15 protein-coding genes are annotated in these 16,700 nt (G+C 66.0%); 6 read left to right on the forward strand and 9 right to left on the reverse strand.

Going from position 1 to position 16,700, the window contains the following annotated elements; all coding sequences use genetic code 11:
- Window positions 1-363: GcrA family cell cycle regulator (locus tag QBJ92_RS09180; protein WP_277969388.1), on the forward strand; the 363-nt coding region annotated here is incomplete at its 5' end.
- A gap of 179 nt (window positions 364-542) precedes the next feature.
- Here QBJ92_RS09180 and QBJ92_RS09185 read toward each other — a convergent pair.
- On the reverse strand, window positions 543-1,379 hold the full coding sequence (locus tag QBJ92_RS09185; RefSeq protein WP_277969389.1) for an outer membrane protein: 837 nt from the start codon (window positions 1,377-1,379) through the stop codon (window positions 543-545).
- 162 nt (window positions 1,380-1,541) lie between these two features.
- Here QBJ92_RS09185 and QBJ92_RS09190 point away from each other — a divergent pair, with 162 nt between their 5' ends.
- Together QBJ92_RS09190 and QBJ92_RS09195 are read left to right on the forward strand one after the other, a co-directional pair.
- Entirely contained in the window at window positions 1,542-3,524 is a 1,983-nt protein-coding gene (locus QBJ92_RS09190) for a DNA topoisomerase IV subunit B (RefSeq protein ID WP_277969390.1), read from the forward strand.
- A gap of 29 nt (window positions 3,525-3,553) precedes the next feature.
- Window positions 3,554-4,789, forward strand: coding sequence for a hypothetical protein (locus QBJ92_RS09195; protein WP_277969391.1), 1,236 nt, complete (start codon window positions 3,554-3,556; stop codon window positions 4,787-4,789).
- Window positions 4,790-4,836: 47 nt separating this feature from the next.
- Here QBJ92_RS09195 and QBJ92_RS09200 read toward each other — a convergent pair whose 3' ends face one another.
- The 6 genes from QBJ92_RS09200 to metZ form a co-directional block, all read right to left on the reverse strand.
- Complete coding sequence (locus QBJ92_RS09200; RefSeq protein ID WP_277969392.1) at window positions 4,837-7,287, reverse strand: PhoX family protein; 2,451 nt, start codon at window positions 7,285-7,287, stop codon at window positions 4,837-4,839.
- A gap of 148 nt (window positions 7,288-7,435) precedes the next feature.
- Window positions 7,436-7,699: a hypothetical protein gene (locus tag QBJ92_RS09205; RefSeq protein ID WP_277969393.1), complete on the reverse strand. Its 264-nt coding sequence runs from the start codon at window positions 7,697-7,699 to the stop codon at window positions 7,436-7,438.
- Window positions 7,696-8,226 (reverse strand): GNAT family N-acetyltransferase, encoded by a 531-nt coding sequence (locus tag QBJ92_RS09210; protein WP_277969394.1) that lies wholly within the window; start codon window positions 8,224-8,226, stop codon window positions 7,696-7,698. Before QBJ92_RS09210 ends, QBJ92_RS09205 begins: the two co-directional genes overlap by 4 nt.
- A complete protein-coding gene (locus tag QBJ92_RS09215; protein ID WP_277969395.1) occupies window positions 8,223-9,029 on the reverse strand; it encodes a LysR family transcriptional regulator in 807 nt (268 codons plus the stop codon). The genes QBJ92_RS09210 and QBJ92_RS09215 overlap by 4 nt, the downstream gene beginning before the upstream one ends.
- A gap of 25 nt (window positions 9,030-9,054) precedes the next feature.
- Window positions 9,055-9,453, reverse strand: a complete 399-nt coding sequence (gene apaG, locus QBJ92_RS09220; RefSeq protein ID WP_277969396.1) for a Co2+/Mg2+ efflux protein ApaG — start codon at window positions 9,451-9,453, stop codon at window positions 9,055-9,057.
- Between the two features lie 40 nt (window positions 9,454-9,493).
- A complete protein-coding gene (gene metZ / locus QBJ92_RS09225; RefSeq protein ID WP_277969397.1) occupies window positions 9,494-10,699 on the reverse strand; it encodes an O-succinylhomoserine sulfhydrylase in 1,206 nt (401 codons plus the stop codon).
- Between the two features lie 59 nt (window positions 10,700-10,758).
- Here metZ and QBJ92_RS09230 point away from each other — a divergent pair, with 59 nt between their 5' ends.
- Window positions 10,759-12,078, forward strand: coding sequence for a phospholipid carrier-dependent glycosyltransferase (locus QBJ92_RS09230; RefSeq protein WP_431358383.1), 1,320 nt, complete (start codon window positions 10,759-10,761; stop codon window positions 12,076-12,078).
- A 330-nt stretch (window positions 12,079-12,408) separates the two neighbouring features.
- Here QBJ92_RS09230 and QBJ92_RS09235 read toward each other — a convergent pair whose 3' ends face one another.
- Both QBJ92_RS09235 and QBJ92_RS09240 read right to left on the reverse strand, forming a co-directional pair.
- Window positions 12,409-12,678, reverse strand: coding sequence for a hypothetical protein (locus QBJ92_RS09235; protein WP_277969399.1), 270 nt, complete (start codon window positions 12,676-12,678; stop codon window positions 12,409-12,411).
- A gap of 173 nt (window positions 12,679-12,851) precedes the next feature.
- On the reverse strand, window positions 12,852-13,853 hold the full coding sequence (locus QBJ92_RS09240) for an NAD(P)H-quinone oxidoreductase (RefSeq protein ID WP_277969481.1): 1,002 nt from the start codon (window positions 13,851-13,853) through the stop codon (window positions 12,852-12,854).
- Between the two features lie 96 nt (window positions 13,854-13,949).
- Here QBJ92_RS09240 and QBJ92_RS09245 point away from each other — a divergent pair, with 96 nt between their 5' ends.
- On the forward strand, window positions 13,950-14,147 hold the full coding sequence (locus tag QBJ92_RS09245; RefSeq protein WP_277969400.1) for a DUF1192 domain-containing protein: 198 nt from the start codon (window positions 13,950-13,952) through the stop codon (window positions 14,145-14,147).
- A 125-nt stretch (window positions 14,148-14,272) separates the two neighbouring features.
- A complete protein-coding gene (gene clpA / locus QBJ92_RS09250) occupies window positions 14,273-16,588 on the forward strand; it encodes an ATP-dependent Clp protease ATP-binding subunit ClpA (RefSeq protein WP_277969401.1) in 2,316 nt (771 codons plus the stop codon).
- Window positions 16,589-16,700 lie beyond the last annotated feature (112 nt).

Genomic DNA, 16,700 nt, shown 5'->3' on the forward strand with positions numbered 1-16,700 from the left:
CCCGCAGCCCCGCCACGTCCGGCCCCGCCGATCCTGCGCTCGGTCGGCCCAGGTGGGTTCCTTCGCCAGGCGCCCGGCGAACAGCAGGCACCGATCACGCCCGCCCCGCCGCGTCGCCTCGTCCCGGCCAAGCCGTCCGCCGACATGGTCGGCAAGACGACGTTGCTCGATCTGAGCGACAAGATCTGCAAATGGCCGATCGGCCATCCGGGCGAACCCGACTTCCACTTCTGCGGCGAGAAGGTGAACCCCGGCTTCCCGTATTGCGTCGGGCATTGCGGCCACGCCTATCAGGCGCAGCTCCCGCGCCGCGATCGTCGCCCGGCGCCGCCGCTGCCGTTTGGTGGCCCGCGCGCACGCTGAGCCACGACGGCAGGCACGAAAAAGGGGCCGCGCACCATTAGGTGCGCGGCCCCTTTTTGTTGTCTGTTGCCGCATAACGGCACCGTTCTCCCGCGAAAGCGGGAGCCCAGGGTTCCAGACGCTCCGCCCGTAACCCTGGGTCCCCGCCTACGCGGGGAAACAGAGGTGCCCGACCTACCTTAGAAGCGGAACTGCGCGGTCGCGCGGACGCTGTGCCAGCGGAACTTGTCGTCGCTGCGGCGGAAGTCGGTGCCGACCGTGTTGGGCGCGAGGACGAACGGGTTGGTCGCCGGCGCGGACCCCTGCGTCACGCGAACCCGCGCGCCATCGTCCTTATACTGGTTGTACAGATACTCGAGCCCGATCGAGAAATGCTTGCCGAGCTTCTGCTCGACACCACCGCCCGCGACGAAACCCCAGGCATCGTCGTCGCCACCCGCGGCAAAGGCATTCGCGCCATTGCTCGTCTGGAAAGTCGAGTCGATCTTGGCATAAGCGACGCCGCCGGTGCCGTAGAACAACGTGCGGTCGAGCGCATAGCCAGCGCGCGCGCGGACGTTGGCGTTATAGTCGACCTTGCGCGTCATCGTGTACGACGCGGGCGTCGTGCTGAACCCCGACACGCTGTCGCGGACTTCGCTCTTGCCGAATTCCCCGACCACGCCGACGACGATGTTGCTGAACTGCTTGTCGAACCCGACGCGGCCCGAATAGCTGATGTTGTCCTTGTCGTTCCGGCAGTTGGCATTCGCGCTCGATCGCGCTGCGCCGTTGCAGAAGCCCGGCGAGAACGCATTGCCGCCCGCCGCGGTCGTCACCGTGTCGCCGAAGCGGCCATCCAGGTTGCGATCGAACAGAATCGAGGACCCAACGTCGTTCGGTTGCGCATCGAAGCCCACCGTGCCGCCGACATAGACGCCGTCGAATGGCTTTTCGTCCATGTCCTGCGCGAACGCGGGCGCGGCAAAGGATGCCAGCGCGACGCCAGCGGCCGCGAGCAAATAGGTCTTACGCATTGAAAACTCCCTGTTGTGCTTACACAAAGCAGCACAGGAACGTCCCGAAACGGGGATAGAAGCAGCGGACACATTACCTTACAGCAATCGTCCAAACGGGCAAAAGTCGGCGGGCCGCGATGCCGCTTGGCAGTCCTGCCTTGCGCGCCGTATAGCGGTTGCATGTCCGAAGACCTGTTCGCTGCCCCCCCCAAACATATCCCGACCGACTATGACGCAGCGTCGATCGAAGTCCTCGAAGGGCTGGAGCCGGTTCGGCGGCGGCCGGGCATGTATATCGGCGGCACCGACGAGCGCGCGTACCACCATCTCGCCGCCGAAGTGCTCGACAATGCGATGGATGAAGCGGTTGCGGGGCATGCCACGCGGATTGAGATCGAGCTCGCGCCGGGCAACCGGCTAACCGTCTCGGACAATGGCCGCGGCATCCCGGTCGACCCGCATCCGAAGTTCCCTGGCAAGTCCGCGCTCGAGGTGATCCTGTCGACGCTCCATTCGGGCGGCAAGTTCGATGGCAAGGCCTATGCGACCAGCGGCGGGCTTCACGGCGTCGGGGTCAGCGTCGTCAACGCGCTGTCCTCGGACACGGTGGTCGAGGTGGCGCGCGGTCGCGAATTGTACCGCCAGAAGTTCGCGCGTGGTGAGACGCTCGGCCCGCTCGAGCATGTCGGTGCCGCCCCCAACCGGCGCGGGACGACCGTCGCCTTCACGCCCGATACCGAAATCTTCGGCCCCGACATGGGGTTCAAGCCAGCGCGGCTCCACCGGCTGGCGCGGTCGAAGGCGTATCTGTTCGCCGGCGTCGAGATCCGCTGGAAATGCGCGCCCGAGCTGATCAGCGACGACACGCCCGCCGAAGCGGTGTTCCAGTTCCCCGGCGGCCTCGCCGATCACTTGCGCGAGCAACTGGGAACGCGCGAATGCGCGACGACCGAACTGTTCGTCGCGCGACAGGACTTCCCCGGCACCGCGGGCCGCGTCGAGTGCGCGGTCGCCTGGCCGCTGTGGAGCGACGGGTCGTACAGCTGGTATTGCAACACCATCCCCACCCCCGACGGCGGCACCCACGAAACGGGCCTGCGCGCCGCGCTGGTCAAGGGGATCCGCGCGTTCGGCGATCTGGTCGGCAACAAGAAGGCGAAGGACATTTCCGCCGAGGACGTGATGACGGGCAGCGAGCTGATGCTCAGCGTCTTCATCCGTGATCCGCAATTCCAGAGCCAGACCAAGGACCGCCTCACCTCGCCCGAAGCAGCGACCTTGGTCGAGCGCGCGGTGCGCGATCACTTCGATCATTTCCTCAGCGACAATATGGACCGCGGCAAGGCGCTGCTAAGCTACGTCGTCGAGCGGATGGACGAACGCCTCGCGCGGAAAGCCGAGCGCGAGGTCAAGCGCAAGACTGCCACCTCCGCGCGCAAGCTGCGGCTCCCGGGCAAGCTGACCGATTGCTCCTCCAACGGACCCGAGGGCACCGAGATCTTTATCGTCGAGGGCGACTCGGCCGGTGGCTCCGCCAAGCAGGCGCGCGACCGCAAGACGCAGGCGATCCTCCCCATTCGCGGCAAGATCCTCAACGTCGCGTCGGCGACCTCGGCCAAGATCCACGCCAACCAGGAAATCGCCGACCTGATCCTCGCGCTTGGGTGCGGAACGCGCAAGGACTGCAACCCCGAGCATCTCCGCTACCAGCGCGTCGTCATCATGACCGACGCAGACGTCGACGGCGCGCATATCGCGACGCTGCTGATGACCTTCTTCTTCCAGGAAATGCCCGAGATCGTCCGCGCCGGAAACGTCTTCCTCGCGCAGCCGCCGCTATACCGGCTGACCGCGGGGACGAAGAGCCTCTACGCAATGGACGATGCGCACCGCGCCCAGCTCGAGGCTACCGAGTTCAAGGGCAAGAAGGTCGAGATCGGGCGATTCAAGGGCCTCGGCGAGATGAACCCGATGCAGCTGCGCGAAACCACGATGGACCCCAAGACCCGCTCGATGCTGCGGATCACGCTGCCGCAGGAATATGAGGCGCGTGCGGGGGTGAAGGATCTGGTCGACCGGCTGATGGGCACCAACCCAGCGCATCGCTATGCTTTCATTCAGGAAAATGCCGCACGGATGGACGAGGACGCGATCGACGCCTAGCCTTCCTCCCGAATCAGGGAGTCCGGGCGATGGTGGCAACGCGGTGGTCGATAGTCGGGGTCCTGCTCGCGGCGACGCCGCTGACGGCACAAACCACCCCGCCCCCGGCCTTGCGGGGCGCCGCCACCACCGGGCGCGACATCGTCGTCGTCGCCAGCCGTGCGCCCGACCTGCGCAAGCGCCTCGACACCTGCATCGCGCAAGGCTGTCGCCCCGATCAGGACATTGCGATCACGCTCGATCTTGCGCAGGCGCAGTTTGAGGCGGGGCATTATGAAGACGCGGAAGCATCCCTGCACGCCGCGCGCCAGCGCACCGCGCGCTTTGCCAAGGACTATCCGGTCGCGGTCGCCAACCTGTTCCACGCGAGCAGCGTGATCTCCGCGCACCTCGGCTATCCCGAGCCGGAATGGTCGAACGCGCTCAACATGGTGAGCGCGATGAAGGCGGGCATGTCCGAAACGGATCCGCGCGTGTTCATCGAGCGGATCCAGCTGGGCGACGCCTATGCCCGCGCCGGACGGTTCGACGAAGCCAGCGTGCAATATCGCGAGGTCGCTGGCCGCGCGCACAAGCTCGGGATGATCGAGACCGAGGGGTTGGCGCGCGTGCGCTACGCAACGCTCAAGACTCGCCTCGCCGAACAGGTCTATGCCCATTACGCACCGGTCGCGCGCAGGGCGATCGACGCGATCCTCGAACGGCGCGAACCCGCAATGCAGCCGATGGTCGAAAGCGCGCGCCAGCTGAAGATCCAGCTCGACGCGATGACCGCGAGTGACGCCGAGCGCGACCAGCTGATCGCGCACTATCCGACGCAGGCGGAGGGCGCACCGTCGGTCTTATTGTACGCGCCACCGGTGCTGATGACTCCGACCGGGCAGCGCCGCCCCAATGGTACCGCCGCCGACAGGTACACGCTGTTCAAATTGAACCCGACGACGCTCTTCCTGGAGTATCTGGACTATCTCTGGATCGACGTCGCCTACACGATCGGCACGGACGGTCGGGTCCACGACGCGCACGTCGCGCGTCGTGGCAAACATGTTCCCGAAACCGGGGACTGGCCGGACAAGATCGTGGAGTCGATCGCCGCGCGCCGGTACGCAACCCAGGCGAGCTCCACGAACGGACTCGAGCGCTACACCTTCACGTCGAACATGGCGGTCAAGAAAGCGACGCGCATTCCCAGCCGCAGCGGCGTGCCCCGGCTGCTGCGCGCCGATCTCGACCCCGACACACCGCCGCCCGAACCCCAGTCGTGAATCGCGCGGGATCGGCGACGCGCGCGTCGCCGATCCCGCGCGGTGCCTTACAGCGCGACCACGCCGCCGTCGTTCTTGGTGATCACCACCGTGGCCGAGCGCGGGCGGATCGTCGCCGCGGCGGTGCCGGTCGCCTGCGTGTCGGGCCAGTGGCTGGTGATGTTCGACGGGTTCCCGTTCTCGCCCGGATGCTGGATGTTGACGAACAGCGTCTTGCCGTCCGGGGTCGAATCCACGCCGGTGATCTCCGCCTCGATCGGGCCGACGAGGAAGCGGCGGAGCGTGGTGCCCGGTGCCTTGCCGACGCGCGTTGCCTGCGTGCGCCCGGCGTTGGTGACGGTCTTGACGCCGCCGTCGTTGACCGGCCCCGGCATCGCGGCGAGCATCATGCAGTTGGTGACGTCGGTATAGGCGCTGTCGTCGGTCTGGATCCACAGCACCGGCGTCACCTTGCCCGATGCGTTGGACGATCGCCCGAACCACAAGCCGTCGGGGCTCGAGAAATCGTTGGTCGCATCCAGCCCCGACAGGTTGATGTTGGTCGGGTCGAGATCCGACCCCGCGCCGAACGCGTAGATATCCCAGGCGAAAGCGAGGGCCTCGGACGTGTCCCCCGTCTCGCGCAGACGGATGATATGCCCGTTGCGGTTCGACACCGACGTGCTGGGCGGATCGAGATAGGCGCGCGGGTTGGCCGCGTCGGTGTTCGCCGCGGTGCGCGAGCTGTTGTTGGTCAGCGTCAGATAGACTTCGCCGCTGACCGGGTTGACCGCGGTCCATTCCGGACGGTCCATCTTGGTCGCGCCGAGCGCATCGCCCGCAAGGCGAGCGTTGGCGAGCACGTCGGCCTGGTCCGCGAACGCATAGGTCGCATTCCCAGCCGTCAGCGGCCCGCTGCCGAAGGTCAGCGGCGACCAGCTGCCCGATCCGTCGGCGTTGAACTTGGCGACGTAGAGCGTGCCGTTGTCGAGATACTTGTCGCCGATCGACAGCCGGTCGGCGGCGGTTGCATCGGCTTCGGCCCAGGGCGTGGCGGACACGAACTTGTAGAGATATTCGTTCTGCGCATCGTCGCCCATGTACCAGGCGGGCTTGCGGCCGACGACGAAGTTGGACGGCCAGCAGCCCTCATGGTTGAACCGGCCAAGCGCGGTGCGTTTGCGCGGCACGCTCGCCTTGTCATACGGATCGATCTCGACCACCCAGCCGAACTGATACGGCTCGTTGCGGAAATCGTCGGTCGCGGTCGCGCCGGAAACGCGCGCGTCCCAGCGGCGGTAAAGCGTGTTGGTGCTGTCCGCGGGCACGACCGTTGACCAGCCGTAATTGCCGCTCGCGCTCGTCACACCGAAGCGCGTCAGCGCCACGACTTCGCGCGGGGTACGCAGCGCATTGTCGGTCGCGGTCGGGCGGCGGAAATAACCTGCCCAGTTTTCCTCGCACGTCAGGTTGGTCGCCCATGGCGTATAGCCGTTGGCGCAATTGTTGATCGTGCCGCGCCCCGCCACGCCGGTCGGCGAGAAGGCGGTCTTGAGCAGGTTGCTCCCCTTGACCGGGCCGTTGAACACCGTCGGCGTCAGCGGCGTGATGCGGCGATTGAGCGCGCCCGCCTGGACGTAGCTCCACGCGCCTGCGCTGCTGCGCGTGACTTCGACGACGCTGAGGCCGTGGCACTCCATTTCCTTGAGCGCCTCGGCCTCGGGGCGAACGCCGCCCGCATTGGTTGCGCCGCCGACATGGAGATACGGCTGGTTGATGTTCTCATGGTTCATCACGAGCAGCCCGCGCGTGCTGCTGGTGTCGTCGCGGGTCGATCCGGCGGCGGCGAGGCCGAACCAGTGCAGCGCATCGCCATGATCGCCCGCACGAGTCGCGTAGCTCGTGTCGGTCCCGTCGTTCTTGTACGCGGGCGTCGCCGCATCGATCGGGTCACCGAGCCGGTAGAGGACCGAGACGGTATAGCCCGCGGGAACCGTGACGACGTCGAGCTTGTTCTTCGACACCGCGGCGAAGCCGAGCGTGGCGGGGGTGATCGAGACCGACGTGTCGGTCGAGAAGGTCAAGCCTTTGCTATCGGTGGCGGTGTAGCGGAACACCAGCATCGTCGCCGCCGCCACGCTTGGGGCGATGAAGGTGGTCCCCGTCGCGCCTTGCGTCAGCGCGACCGGCGGGCCGGACACCTGGCTGAAGGCGCCTTGCGCAGTCCCGGCGGTATTGCTGGTCGAACCGGTCAGCGTGACGACCCGGCCCGAGCTGGTCTCGCCAGAGGATCCGGCGGTGATGGTCGGCCCGGCATCTTTGGACTCGTCTTCGCCGCATGCCGCCAGCACCGCGCCGCCGAACACCGCGAACGCCGCCGCCTTGGTCCCGCCCAGCAACGCCGCACGCCGCGAATAGCGCCGGTCGATCAGCGCGTTGAGCGAATTGCCGCCGGTGCTGGCGTTGGTGTCGATATCGCCGTCGTCATAGCCCATCGTGATGCTGGTCGAGTCGGTCATGTTGCTACCCCCGTCGAACGCGCTGTTCGCGTCGCTTCGGGACATGCCATGCAGCGCTAAACTGACGGGGAAATGTCATCCCGGCGACAGAATGGAGACGGCGCCGTGACGAAACGATGACGGACGCACCGTTTCAGGGGGGAAAGCGTCACCCTTCGGGGTGCATCCGCTTCTGATGATATTTCACCCGGACGACCACCGCGGCGATCATGTGCAATGCGGCCACGCCCAGCAAAAACAACGGCAGCACCATCGGGATCTGCGGCGCATAGCGCGCGCGCACCAGCGCCAGCACCGCCGCAAGCACCGCGATCACCACGCCCAGCCATCGTACTGGCCGCGCGACCATCCGCAACTCGCGCTGATACGCGGCGCGCTCGACCGGGTCGGTGAGATTGGGCGGAGGGGTCATCGGTCGTTCCATTCGGTCGCGAGCAACCCCCATAGGAAGGTGTCGCGCACGCCGATATGCGTCTCCCACTCTGCCCGCAAGCGTCCCTCCAGCGTGAAGCCGAGCGATTCGAGCAGTGCGTTGGAGCGGATATTGTCCGGATCGGTATCGGCGAAGACGCGGCGCTGGCGCTCCGTAACGAACAGATGCCGGATCACGCCCGCCACCGCCTCGCGCGCCAGTCCCGTGCCCCAGTGCGAGCGCGCGAGCATATAACCGATTTCGGATACGGCCCCTTCCCGCTTCTCGCCGACCGAGACGAAACCGATCGCGGTATCGTCGTCCGGAAGCGTCATCGACCAGGCACGCCAGGTCCCGGACGGCTCGGCGAAGTACGCGCGGACCGCGTCGACCGATTCGAACGGTGCATGCGACCAATAGGTCATGGCGTCGGGATCGGAGAGCGTCGGAAGCAGCGCTTTGGCGTCGTCGACCGTCCGGGGGCGCAGCCGCAGCCGCGCGGTCGCAAGCACTGGGACCGGTGTCATCCGGTCAACGCGGCGACGAGCGTCTTGACCTTCTTCTGCCGCCATTGCGGGAGCGGTGCGACCAGCCAATAGCCGAGCCGATTCGCCTTCGCGTCCCCCACCGCGACGATCCGCCCCGACGCGAGATCCGCCGCCGCGAGCAGTTCGGGCACCGTCGCCCGGCCAAGCCCCTGCGCCGCCGCATCGATCGCAAGGCCAGCGTCACCGACCCGGACGAGCGAGCTGGTATCGTCCTCGACGCACCCCGGCCACGCGATCCACGTATCCGCGCCGCCGCCCGGCCGCTCGACCGTGACCATCCCGGCGGACGCGATCGCTTCGCCTTCATGCTCGCCCGGGCCATCGCCCCAGCGGATCGCGAGATCGAGGTTGGCCTCGGTAAAATCGATCGCAGCGCTGGCGTTGGACGCGTCGGCGGAGATCAGCACGAAGCGCATTTCGGGATCGTCGCGCGCGATGTCCGCAAGGCGCGGCATCAGCCACTTCTCGGTCAGGTCGCGCGGGGCGGCGATCGTCAGCGACTTGCTCGTCTGCCCCGCCTGCATCGCGCGGACCGCTTCCTCGAACTGGAGGAAGCCGTGCCGCAGTGCCGCGAGCCCGCCCTCGCCTTCCGGCGTCAGTTCGAGCCCCTTGGTGGTCCGGCGGAACAGCACGACGCCGAGCGTATCCTCCAGCGCGCGGATCTGCTGCCCGACCGCGGCGGGCGTCACCGCGAGTTCGTCCGCTGCGCGCGTGAAGCTCAGGTGGCGCGCGGCGGCATCCAGCACGCGCAGTCCGTTGAGGGGCAAATGCGTGCGCTTCATCGGCGGTATGTCCCGGTGCCGGGTGTCATGCGCCCACCGCCGGCGCGATCAGCGAGAAGCGCGGGATATCGACGTCGAACCCCGCCCCGTCCTCGCCGAGCATGTGATAGCTGCCGACCATCGCCCCGGTCGGCGTCGCGAGCGGGCAGCCCGAGACATAGTCGAAGCTTTCCCCGGGGGCGATCATCGGTTGCTCGCCGATGACGCCCTCGCCCTCGACCGAATGCCGCGCGCCGCGCCCGTCGGTGATGATCCAGTGGCGCGTGAGCAACTGGACCGTCCGCTCCGAGTCGTTCTCGATCCGGATGTGATACGCCCAGAACCACCGTCCCCGCTCGGGCTCGGACTGTTCGGGCAGGAAGCTGACCGACACGCGAACCACCACCCCAAGCGTTTCCGCGACATAGGGGAACAGCGCCTTCACGACGCGATCCTTCGATCCCGTGCGCCGCCGCACCGCACGCTCAAAGCCCCGCCGCCGTCAGCGCCTGGTCGATGTCCGCGATCACGTCGTCCGCGTCCTCCAGCCCGACGTTGAGGCGGAGCAGCCCCTCGGTCACGCCCATTTCGAGCCGCTTGTCCTCGGCGACGCCGGAATGCGTGGTCGACGCGGGATGCGTCATCAGCGAGCGCGAATCGCCGATGTTGTTCGAGATATCGACCAGTTCGAGCGCATCGAGCAACGCATGCGCCTGCGTGCGCCCCGCCACTTCGAACGCGAAGATCGGCCCGCAGGCGTCCATCTGGCGCATCGCCAGTTCGTGTTGCGGGTGGCTCGGCAGGAACGGATGGAGGATCCGGGGCACGCGCCCTTCGATGAATTTCCCGACCTTGAGCGCATTCTCCGACTGGCGGCGAATGCGCAGGTCGAGCGTCTCGAGCCCCTTGAGCACGACCCAGGCGTTGAACGCGCTGAGCGTCGGCCCGGTGTTGCGCGTGAAGGGCAGCAACGTATCGTTGATGAACGCTTCCGTCCCGCACACCGCGCCGGCGAGCACGCGCCCCTGCCCGTCCATCATCTTGGTCGCGCTGTATGCGGTGACATCCGCGCCGAATTCCATCGGCCGCTGGAGCGCGGGCGTGGCGAAGGCGTTGTCGACCACCGACGTGATCCCGCGCGCGCGCGCGATGTCGCACACCGCCTTCAGGTCGACGACGTCCATCGTCGGGTTGGCGGGGGTCTCGAAGAAGAACACCTTGGTGTTGGGGCGGCACGCATCCTCGAACTGCTGCGGGTCTCGCGCGTCGATCGTGGTCGTCTCGATCCCGAACTTGGGGAGCAGCGTATCGACCAGCCAGCGGCACGATCCGAACGCCGCGCGCCCCGCGACGACATGGTCGCCCGCCTGGAGCTGGCACAGCAGCACCGCGGTCATCGCCGCCATGCCCGTCGCCATCGTGCGGCACGCTTCCGCGCCCTCCAGAAGGGCGATGCGGTGCTCCAGCATCTCGACCGTCGGGTTCTGCAACCGCGAATAGGTCATGCCGGTCTGTTCGCCGGCAAAGCGCGCGGCGGCGTCTGCGGCGCAGTCATAGGCATAGCCCGAGGTGAGGAACAACGCCTCCGACGTCTCCCCCCATTCGCTGCGCGCGGTGCCGCCGCGCACGGCTTGGGTTGCGGGGCGCCACTGGCGGGTGATGCTCTGGTCTTGTCCGGTGCGGCGTTTCATGCGGCACGCTTTGCCGGTTGGCGGCGGGGCACGTCAATGCCCGTTCCCTGCGACAGCGCTTGAAAGCGGTTCCTTTCGGCTGGATAGAGGCGGACGTGAGCCACGCGCGCCCCCACCCTTACCGTGCAGCGGCGGCGCTCGCGCTGCTCGCGCAGACGCTGTTCAGCTATCGGCTGACGATCCCGACCAAGCCGATGTTCGACGAAACGCATTACGTGCCCGCCGCCCGCACGCTGCTCGCGCTCGCCGGGCCGACCAACATCGAACATCCGCTGCTCGCGAAGGAGATCATCGCCGCGGGCATCCTGTTGCTCGGCGATACGAGCCTCGGGTGGCGGTTCTTCTCGACGCTGGCGGGGACGGGCGTCGTGCTTGGCGTATTCGCGATCGTCTGGCTGATGCTCGGCCGCGTCCGCCCGGCAGTGTTCGGCGCGCTGTTCGCGCTGTTCAATGGGACGGTGTTCGTCCAGGCGCGGATCGGGATGCTCGATGGCTTCATGGCCGCGTTCGCGATCCTCGGCCTCGCCGCGTTGCTGTGGGCGATGCGCGCCGAACGCGGGCGCGAAGCATGGTCCCGCTGGATCCTCGGCGCGGTCCTGCTGGGGCTGTCGGTCGCGGCGAAATGGGCGGCGGCGCCGCTGATCGGCTTCGCCGCGCTTGGCTTCGTCGCATTGCGGCTGGAGGACGCACGCCGGAGCGGACGTTCGGTCTTCGGTGCGCTCAACGCCGGCGGGCAGCGCCATTGGCCGCAGATGGCGGCGATCCCCGCGATGCTGGTGCTGGGCGGGGTCAGCGTCACGGCCTATTTCGCCACCTTCGCCCCGGCGTTCTTCTACACGCACGATCCGCTGACCTTCGGCACGCTCTTCTCGTTCCAGCAGCGCATGTACGACCGCCAGACGCTGCCGTTGCCGTCGCATCCCTATCAGTCGGCCTGGTGGTCCTGGCCCGTGATGGTGCGACCGATCTGGTATCTGTACGAGCGCGTCGACGGGGCGCAGCGCGGCGTGTTGCTGATCGGCAATCTCGCGATCCTGTGGGGCGGGCTGATCGCGGTGGCGGCGTGTGGCTATGGCGCGATCCGCGACCGCTCGCCGCCGCTGCTCGCCGCGGCGGCGCTGTGGGTGGCGAGCTATGCGGTGTGGATCGTGATCCCCAAGAAAATCGGCTTCTTCTATTATTATTATCTGCCGAGCATCGCGCTCTGCATCGCGCTGGCGGTGGCGTTCGACCGCTTCCCGGCGGCGCGGCGGCGTGACACCGCGTTTCTGGCAGGGGTGATCGTGCTGTTCGCGGTGTTCTATCCGGTGCTGTCGGCAGCCCCGCTCCCCGGGCCCGGGGCGTTCCACTATTGGACGTGGCTTCCCAGCTGGGTGTGAGCGGCAACGTGCGCGGTCCCCCTTGCCTCATCCCCGCCCCCACCCGTTCGTCCTGAGTAGCGACCGAGTAGGCGGAGCCGTATCGAGGGCGCGTATCGAAGGACAGGTTGTCGCGTGCGGTTCTTCGATACGCCCCCTCGATACACCCTGAAGAAGGGCTACTCGGTCGCTACTCAGGACGAACGGAAAGAGAGAGAGAGAGGGAGAGAGAGAGAGAGAGAGAGAAGGAGCTGCATCACCCCGCCCCCCAAAAACAAAAGGGCGCCCGGGTTTCCCCGGACGCCCCACCAGTTCGAGCTGCGCTTGGGAACAGCCCGATCTGTTCCGTGATTACATGCCGTTCGACAGGTTCGTGTCGGCATCGTTGGTGCGCATGTCGGTTGCCTGGTTCTGGCCCGTTGCGCGCACTGCGTCCGCCTTGTTCTCGAGCATTGCTTCGCCTGCCGGGGTCGCTGCGTTGTCTGCTGCTTCCTCGAGGTTGTCTGCAACGGCTTCGGTGTTGGCTTCGATATTGTCAGCAGCCTGCTCGCGCGGGGTCGAGTTGCAGGCAGCCAAAGAAACGAGGCCAGCAGCGGCTGCGAGAACGAACATCTTCTTCATCGTGATATACCCTTTTCGAACGGCTCGAAGGCCGAAGGCAGATAAGACATAACGCCGTGATTTGTTCCGAAAACCACGAAAACTTTCTTACTATTTCACAAATGTCATTGTAAACAAAGAATAAGTATTTGGCGCGACCCTGCCGCAGTTGACTCTGCGGCGGGATCGAACGCTCAGTCGAGCGTCAGCACGATCTTGCCGACATGGTCGCCTGCCTCCATCCGGCGGTGCGCCGCGGGCGCCTCCTCCAGCGAGAAGGTGCGGTCGAGCACCGGCTTGAGCTTCCCGGCCTCGACATGCGGCCAGACGGTGCGATGCAATTCGTCCGCGACCAGCGTCTTGAACGCGGTGTCGCGCGCGCGCAGCGTCGACCCCGTCAGCGTCAGGCGCCGCCGCATGATCTCGAACAACGGCACCGTCGCGGTCGCACCGCCCTGCACCGCGATCGAAACGTGGCGCCCGTCCTCGGCGAGGCATTGCAGGTTGCGCGCGACATAATCGCCCCCAACCATGTCGAGCACGACCGCGCATCCCGCGCCGCCGGTAATGTCCTTGACCCGCGCCACGAAGTCCTCGGTCTTGTAATTGATCGCGTGCGCCGCGCCGAGCGCCTTGGCGGAAGCGCATTTGTCGTCCGACCCGGCGGTGACGATGACCGTCAACCCGAAGATTGCGCCCAGCGCGATCGCCATGGTTCCAATGCCGCTGGTGCCGCCGTGGACCAGCACGGTGTCGCCCTCGGTCGCGTACCCACGCTCGAACAGGTTGGTCCACACCGTGAACAGCGTTTCCGGGAGCGCTGCCGCCTCGACCATCGACAGCGCGTTCGGCACGGGCAGCACTTGCCCCGCGGCAACTGCGACATATTCGGCATATCCCCCGCCGGCGACCAGCGCGCAGACTGGTTGGCCGAGCAGGTTCCCGCCGACGTCGGCCCCTTGCAACACGACGGTGCCCGAAACTTCCAGCCCGAGGATCGACGGCGCGCCCGGTGGTGGCGGATAGCCGCCCTTGCGCTGGAGCACGTCCGGGCGGTTGACGCCGGCCGCGACCACCCGGATCAGCACTTCATGCGGCGCAATCGTGGGCACAGGCCGTTCGACGACCACCAGAACCTCCGGCCCACCCGCCTCGCTGGGGTCGATCGCGCGCATCGTTACCGGCAGATCCTGCATCGCTTCCAAGCCCCGTTTTACGCGGCGTTCGGACAAGTCCCGTTTCGCCAGCGCGCCTTATTGACATCCCCTGCGCGTGGGTCAACGATCCTCCCCATGGACATCGACGAGATTCTCCCGAACAAAGCGGGCGATCCGCTCGCTGCGGTCATCGCACAGGACCTGGACCCGCTTTCGGTCAAGGAACTCGACGATCGCGTCGCCGCGCTCGAGCGCGAAATCGTTCGGACTAGGGAAAAACGGGATAGTGCCGTTAACCACCGCGCAACCGCAGATATGCTCTTTAAGTCGTAAAGTGACTGGTTCCGGAACACAGGAACACCGAGAGTCGTTTTCAAGAGGTTGATGCGGGCGACCTGCCTTCCGACATAGCTGGAAAGGGTCGCTCGTCTTACGTGGCCCGCATGGAGTAACTACAGATGCCATCCTTCGCCTCCGCGCTGGAAACCACGTTGCACAAAGCCCTTGAGGCTGCGTCTTCGCGCCGGCACGAATATGCTACGCTAGAACATCTGCTGCTCGCCTTAATTGATGACGAGCATGCATCGAAGGTGATGCAGTCCTGCGGCGTCGATACCGCCGAGCTGACCTCGACCGTCAAACACTATCTCGATACCGAACTGGAAGCGTTGAAAGTCGACGCGGCGACCGATCCGTCGCCGACCTCGGGGTTCCAGCGTGTCGTCCAGCGCGCGATCCTGCACGTCCAATCGTCCGGACGCGACGAAGTGACTGGCGCAAACGTGCTGGTCGCGCTGTTCAGCGAGCGGGAAAGCTATGCCGTCTACTTCCTGCAACAGCAGGATATGAGCCGGCTCGACGCGGTCAGCTTCATCAGCCACGGTGTCGGCAAGGGTGGCGCTGCCCCCGAGGCGACCTCGCCCAAGGGTGCCGAGGAAGAGAAGCCGCAGAAGCCCGGCGAGAAGGGCAAGGAAAGCGCGCTCAAGCAGTTCTGCGTCGACCTCAACGAGAAGGCCAAGAAGGGAAAGGTCGATCCGCTGATCGGTCGTGGCCCCGAGGTCGATCGTACGGTCCAGATCCTGTGCCGCCGTTCGAAGAACAACCCGCTGTATGTGGGTGATCCCGGCGTCGGCAAGACCGCGATCGCCGAAGGTCTCGCGCGCAAGATCGTCGAGGGCGACGTGCCGGAAGTGCTGCTGCCGGCGGTAATCTACTCGCTGGACATGGGCGCGTTGCTCGCAGGCACCCGGTATCGCGGTGACTTCGAGGAGCGGCTGAAGGCGGTCGTTACCGAGCTGGAGAAGATGCCCGACGCGATCCTGTTCATCGACGAGATCCACACCGTGATCGGTGCCGGCGCGACCAGCGGCGGCGCGATGGATGCGTCGAACCTGCTGAAGCCGGCGCTGTCGGGCGGGACGATCCGCTGCATCGGCTCGACCACCTACAAGGAGTTCCGCAACCACTTCGAGAAGGACCGCGCGTTGCTGCGGCGCTTCCAGAAGATCGACGTCAACGAACCCACGATCGAGGACACGATCAAGATTCTGGCCGGTCTCCGGACCGCGTTCGAAGACCATCACAAGGTGAAATATACCCCCGACGCGATCAAGTCGGCGGTGGAGCTGTCGGCGCGCTACATCAACGACCGCAAGTTGCCGGACAAGGCGATCGACGTGATCGACGAAGTCGGTGCGATGCAGATGTTGGTGCCGCTCGCGAAGCGCAAGAAGACGATCACCAGCCGCGAGATCGAGCAGGTCATCGCGACGATGGCGCGCATTCCGCCGAAAAGCGTGTCTACGGACGACACAAAAGCGCTCGAATCGCTCGAAACCGACCTCAAACGGGTAGTGTTTGGACAAAATGCGGCGATCGAAAAGCTCGCTTCCGCGATCAAGCTGTCGCGCGCGGGTCTGCGCGATCCCGAGAAGCCGATCGGCAACTATCTGTTCACCGGCCCCACCGGCGTCGGGAAAACCGAGGTTGCAAAGCAGCTTGCGACGATCATGGGGATCCCGCTCCAGCGCTTCGACATGTCCGAATACATGGAACGCCACTCGGTCTCGCGACTGATCGGCGCGCCCCCGGGCTACGTCGGATTCGACCAGGGCGGCCTCCTCACCGACGCAATCGACCAGCAGCCGCACTCGGTACTGCTGCTCGACGAGATCGAGAAGGCGCATCCCGACCTGTTCAACATCCTGCTGCAAGTCATGGATAACGGGCGCCTTACCGACCAGCACGGCAAGACGGTCGACTTCCGCAACGTCATCCTGATCATGACGACGAACGCAGGTGCCGCCGATATGGCACGCGAGACTCTGGGCTTCGGCAACCTCACCCGCGAGGGCGAGGACGAGCAGGCCGTCCAGAAGATGTTCACGCCGGAGTTCCGTAACCGTCTCGATGCGATCGTACCGTTCGGCTATTTGCCGACCGAGGTGGTGGCACGGGTCGTGGACAAGTTCATCCTTCAGCTCGAATTGCAGCTGGCGGACCGCAACGTTCACATCAACTTGGACGACGAAGCTAAGACATGGCTGACCGCCAAGGGGTATGACAAGCTGTACGGTGCCCGCCCGATGGGCCGTTTGATCCAGGAAAAGATCAAGCAGCCGCTCGCCGAGGAACTGCTGTTCGGCAAGCTGGTCCATGGCGGTGAAGTGACGGTGAAGATGAAGGAAGGTGCGCTGTCGTTCGAAATCACCTCTGCCCCACCGAAGAAGCCGCGGCGCAAGACGACGAACAAGGTCGACAGCACCGCAAAATAAGTGGGCCAGTCGGTTACAAAATCAGCGCGGGTTCGGCGATGCCGGACCCGCGCTTTTTTTGTTCTTCGAAGTCGCGACCTTGCGCCCATGCCGTTGGTCGCTCGCCTCGCTT

Source organism: Sphingomonas echinoides (assembly GCF_029623395.1).
In the GTDB taxonomy this organism is placed as follows: domain Bacteria; phylum Pseudomonadota; class Alphaproteobacteria; order Sphingomonadales; family Sphingomonadaceae; genus Sphingomonas; species Sphingomonas echinoides_A.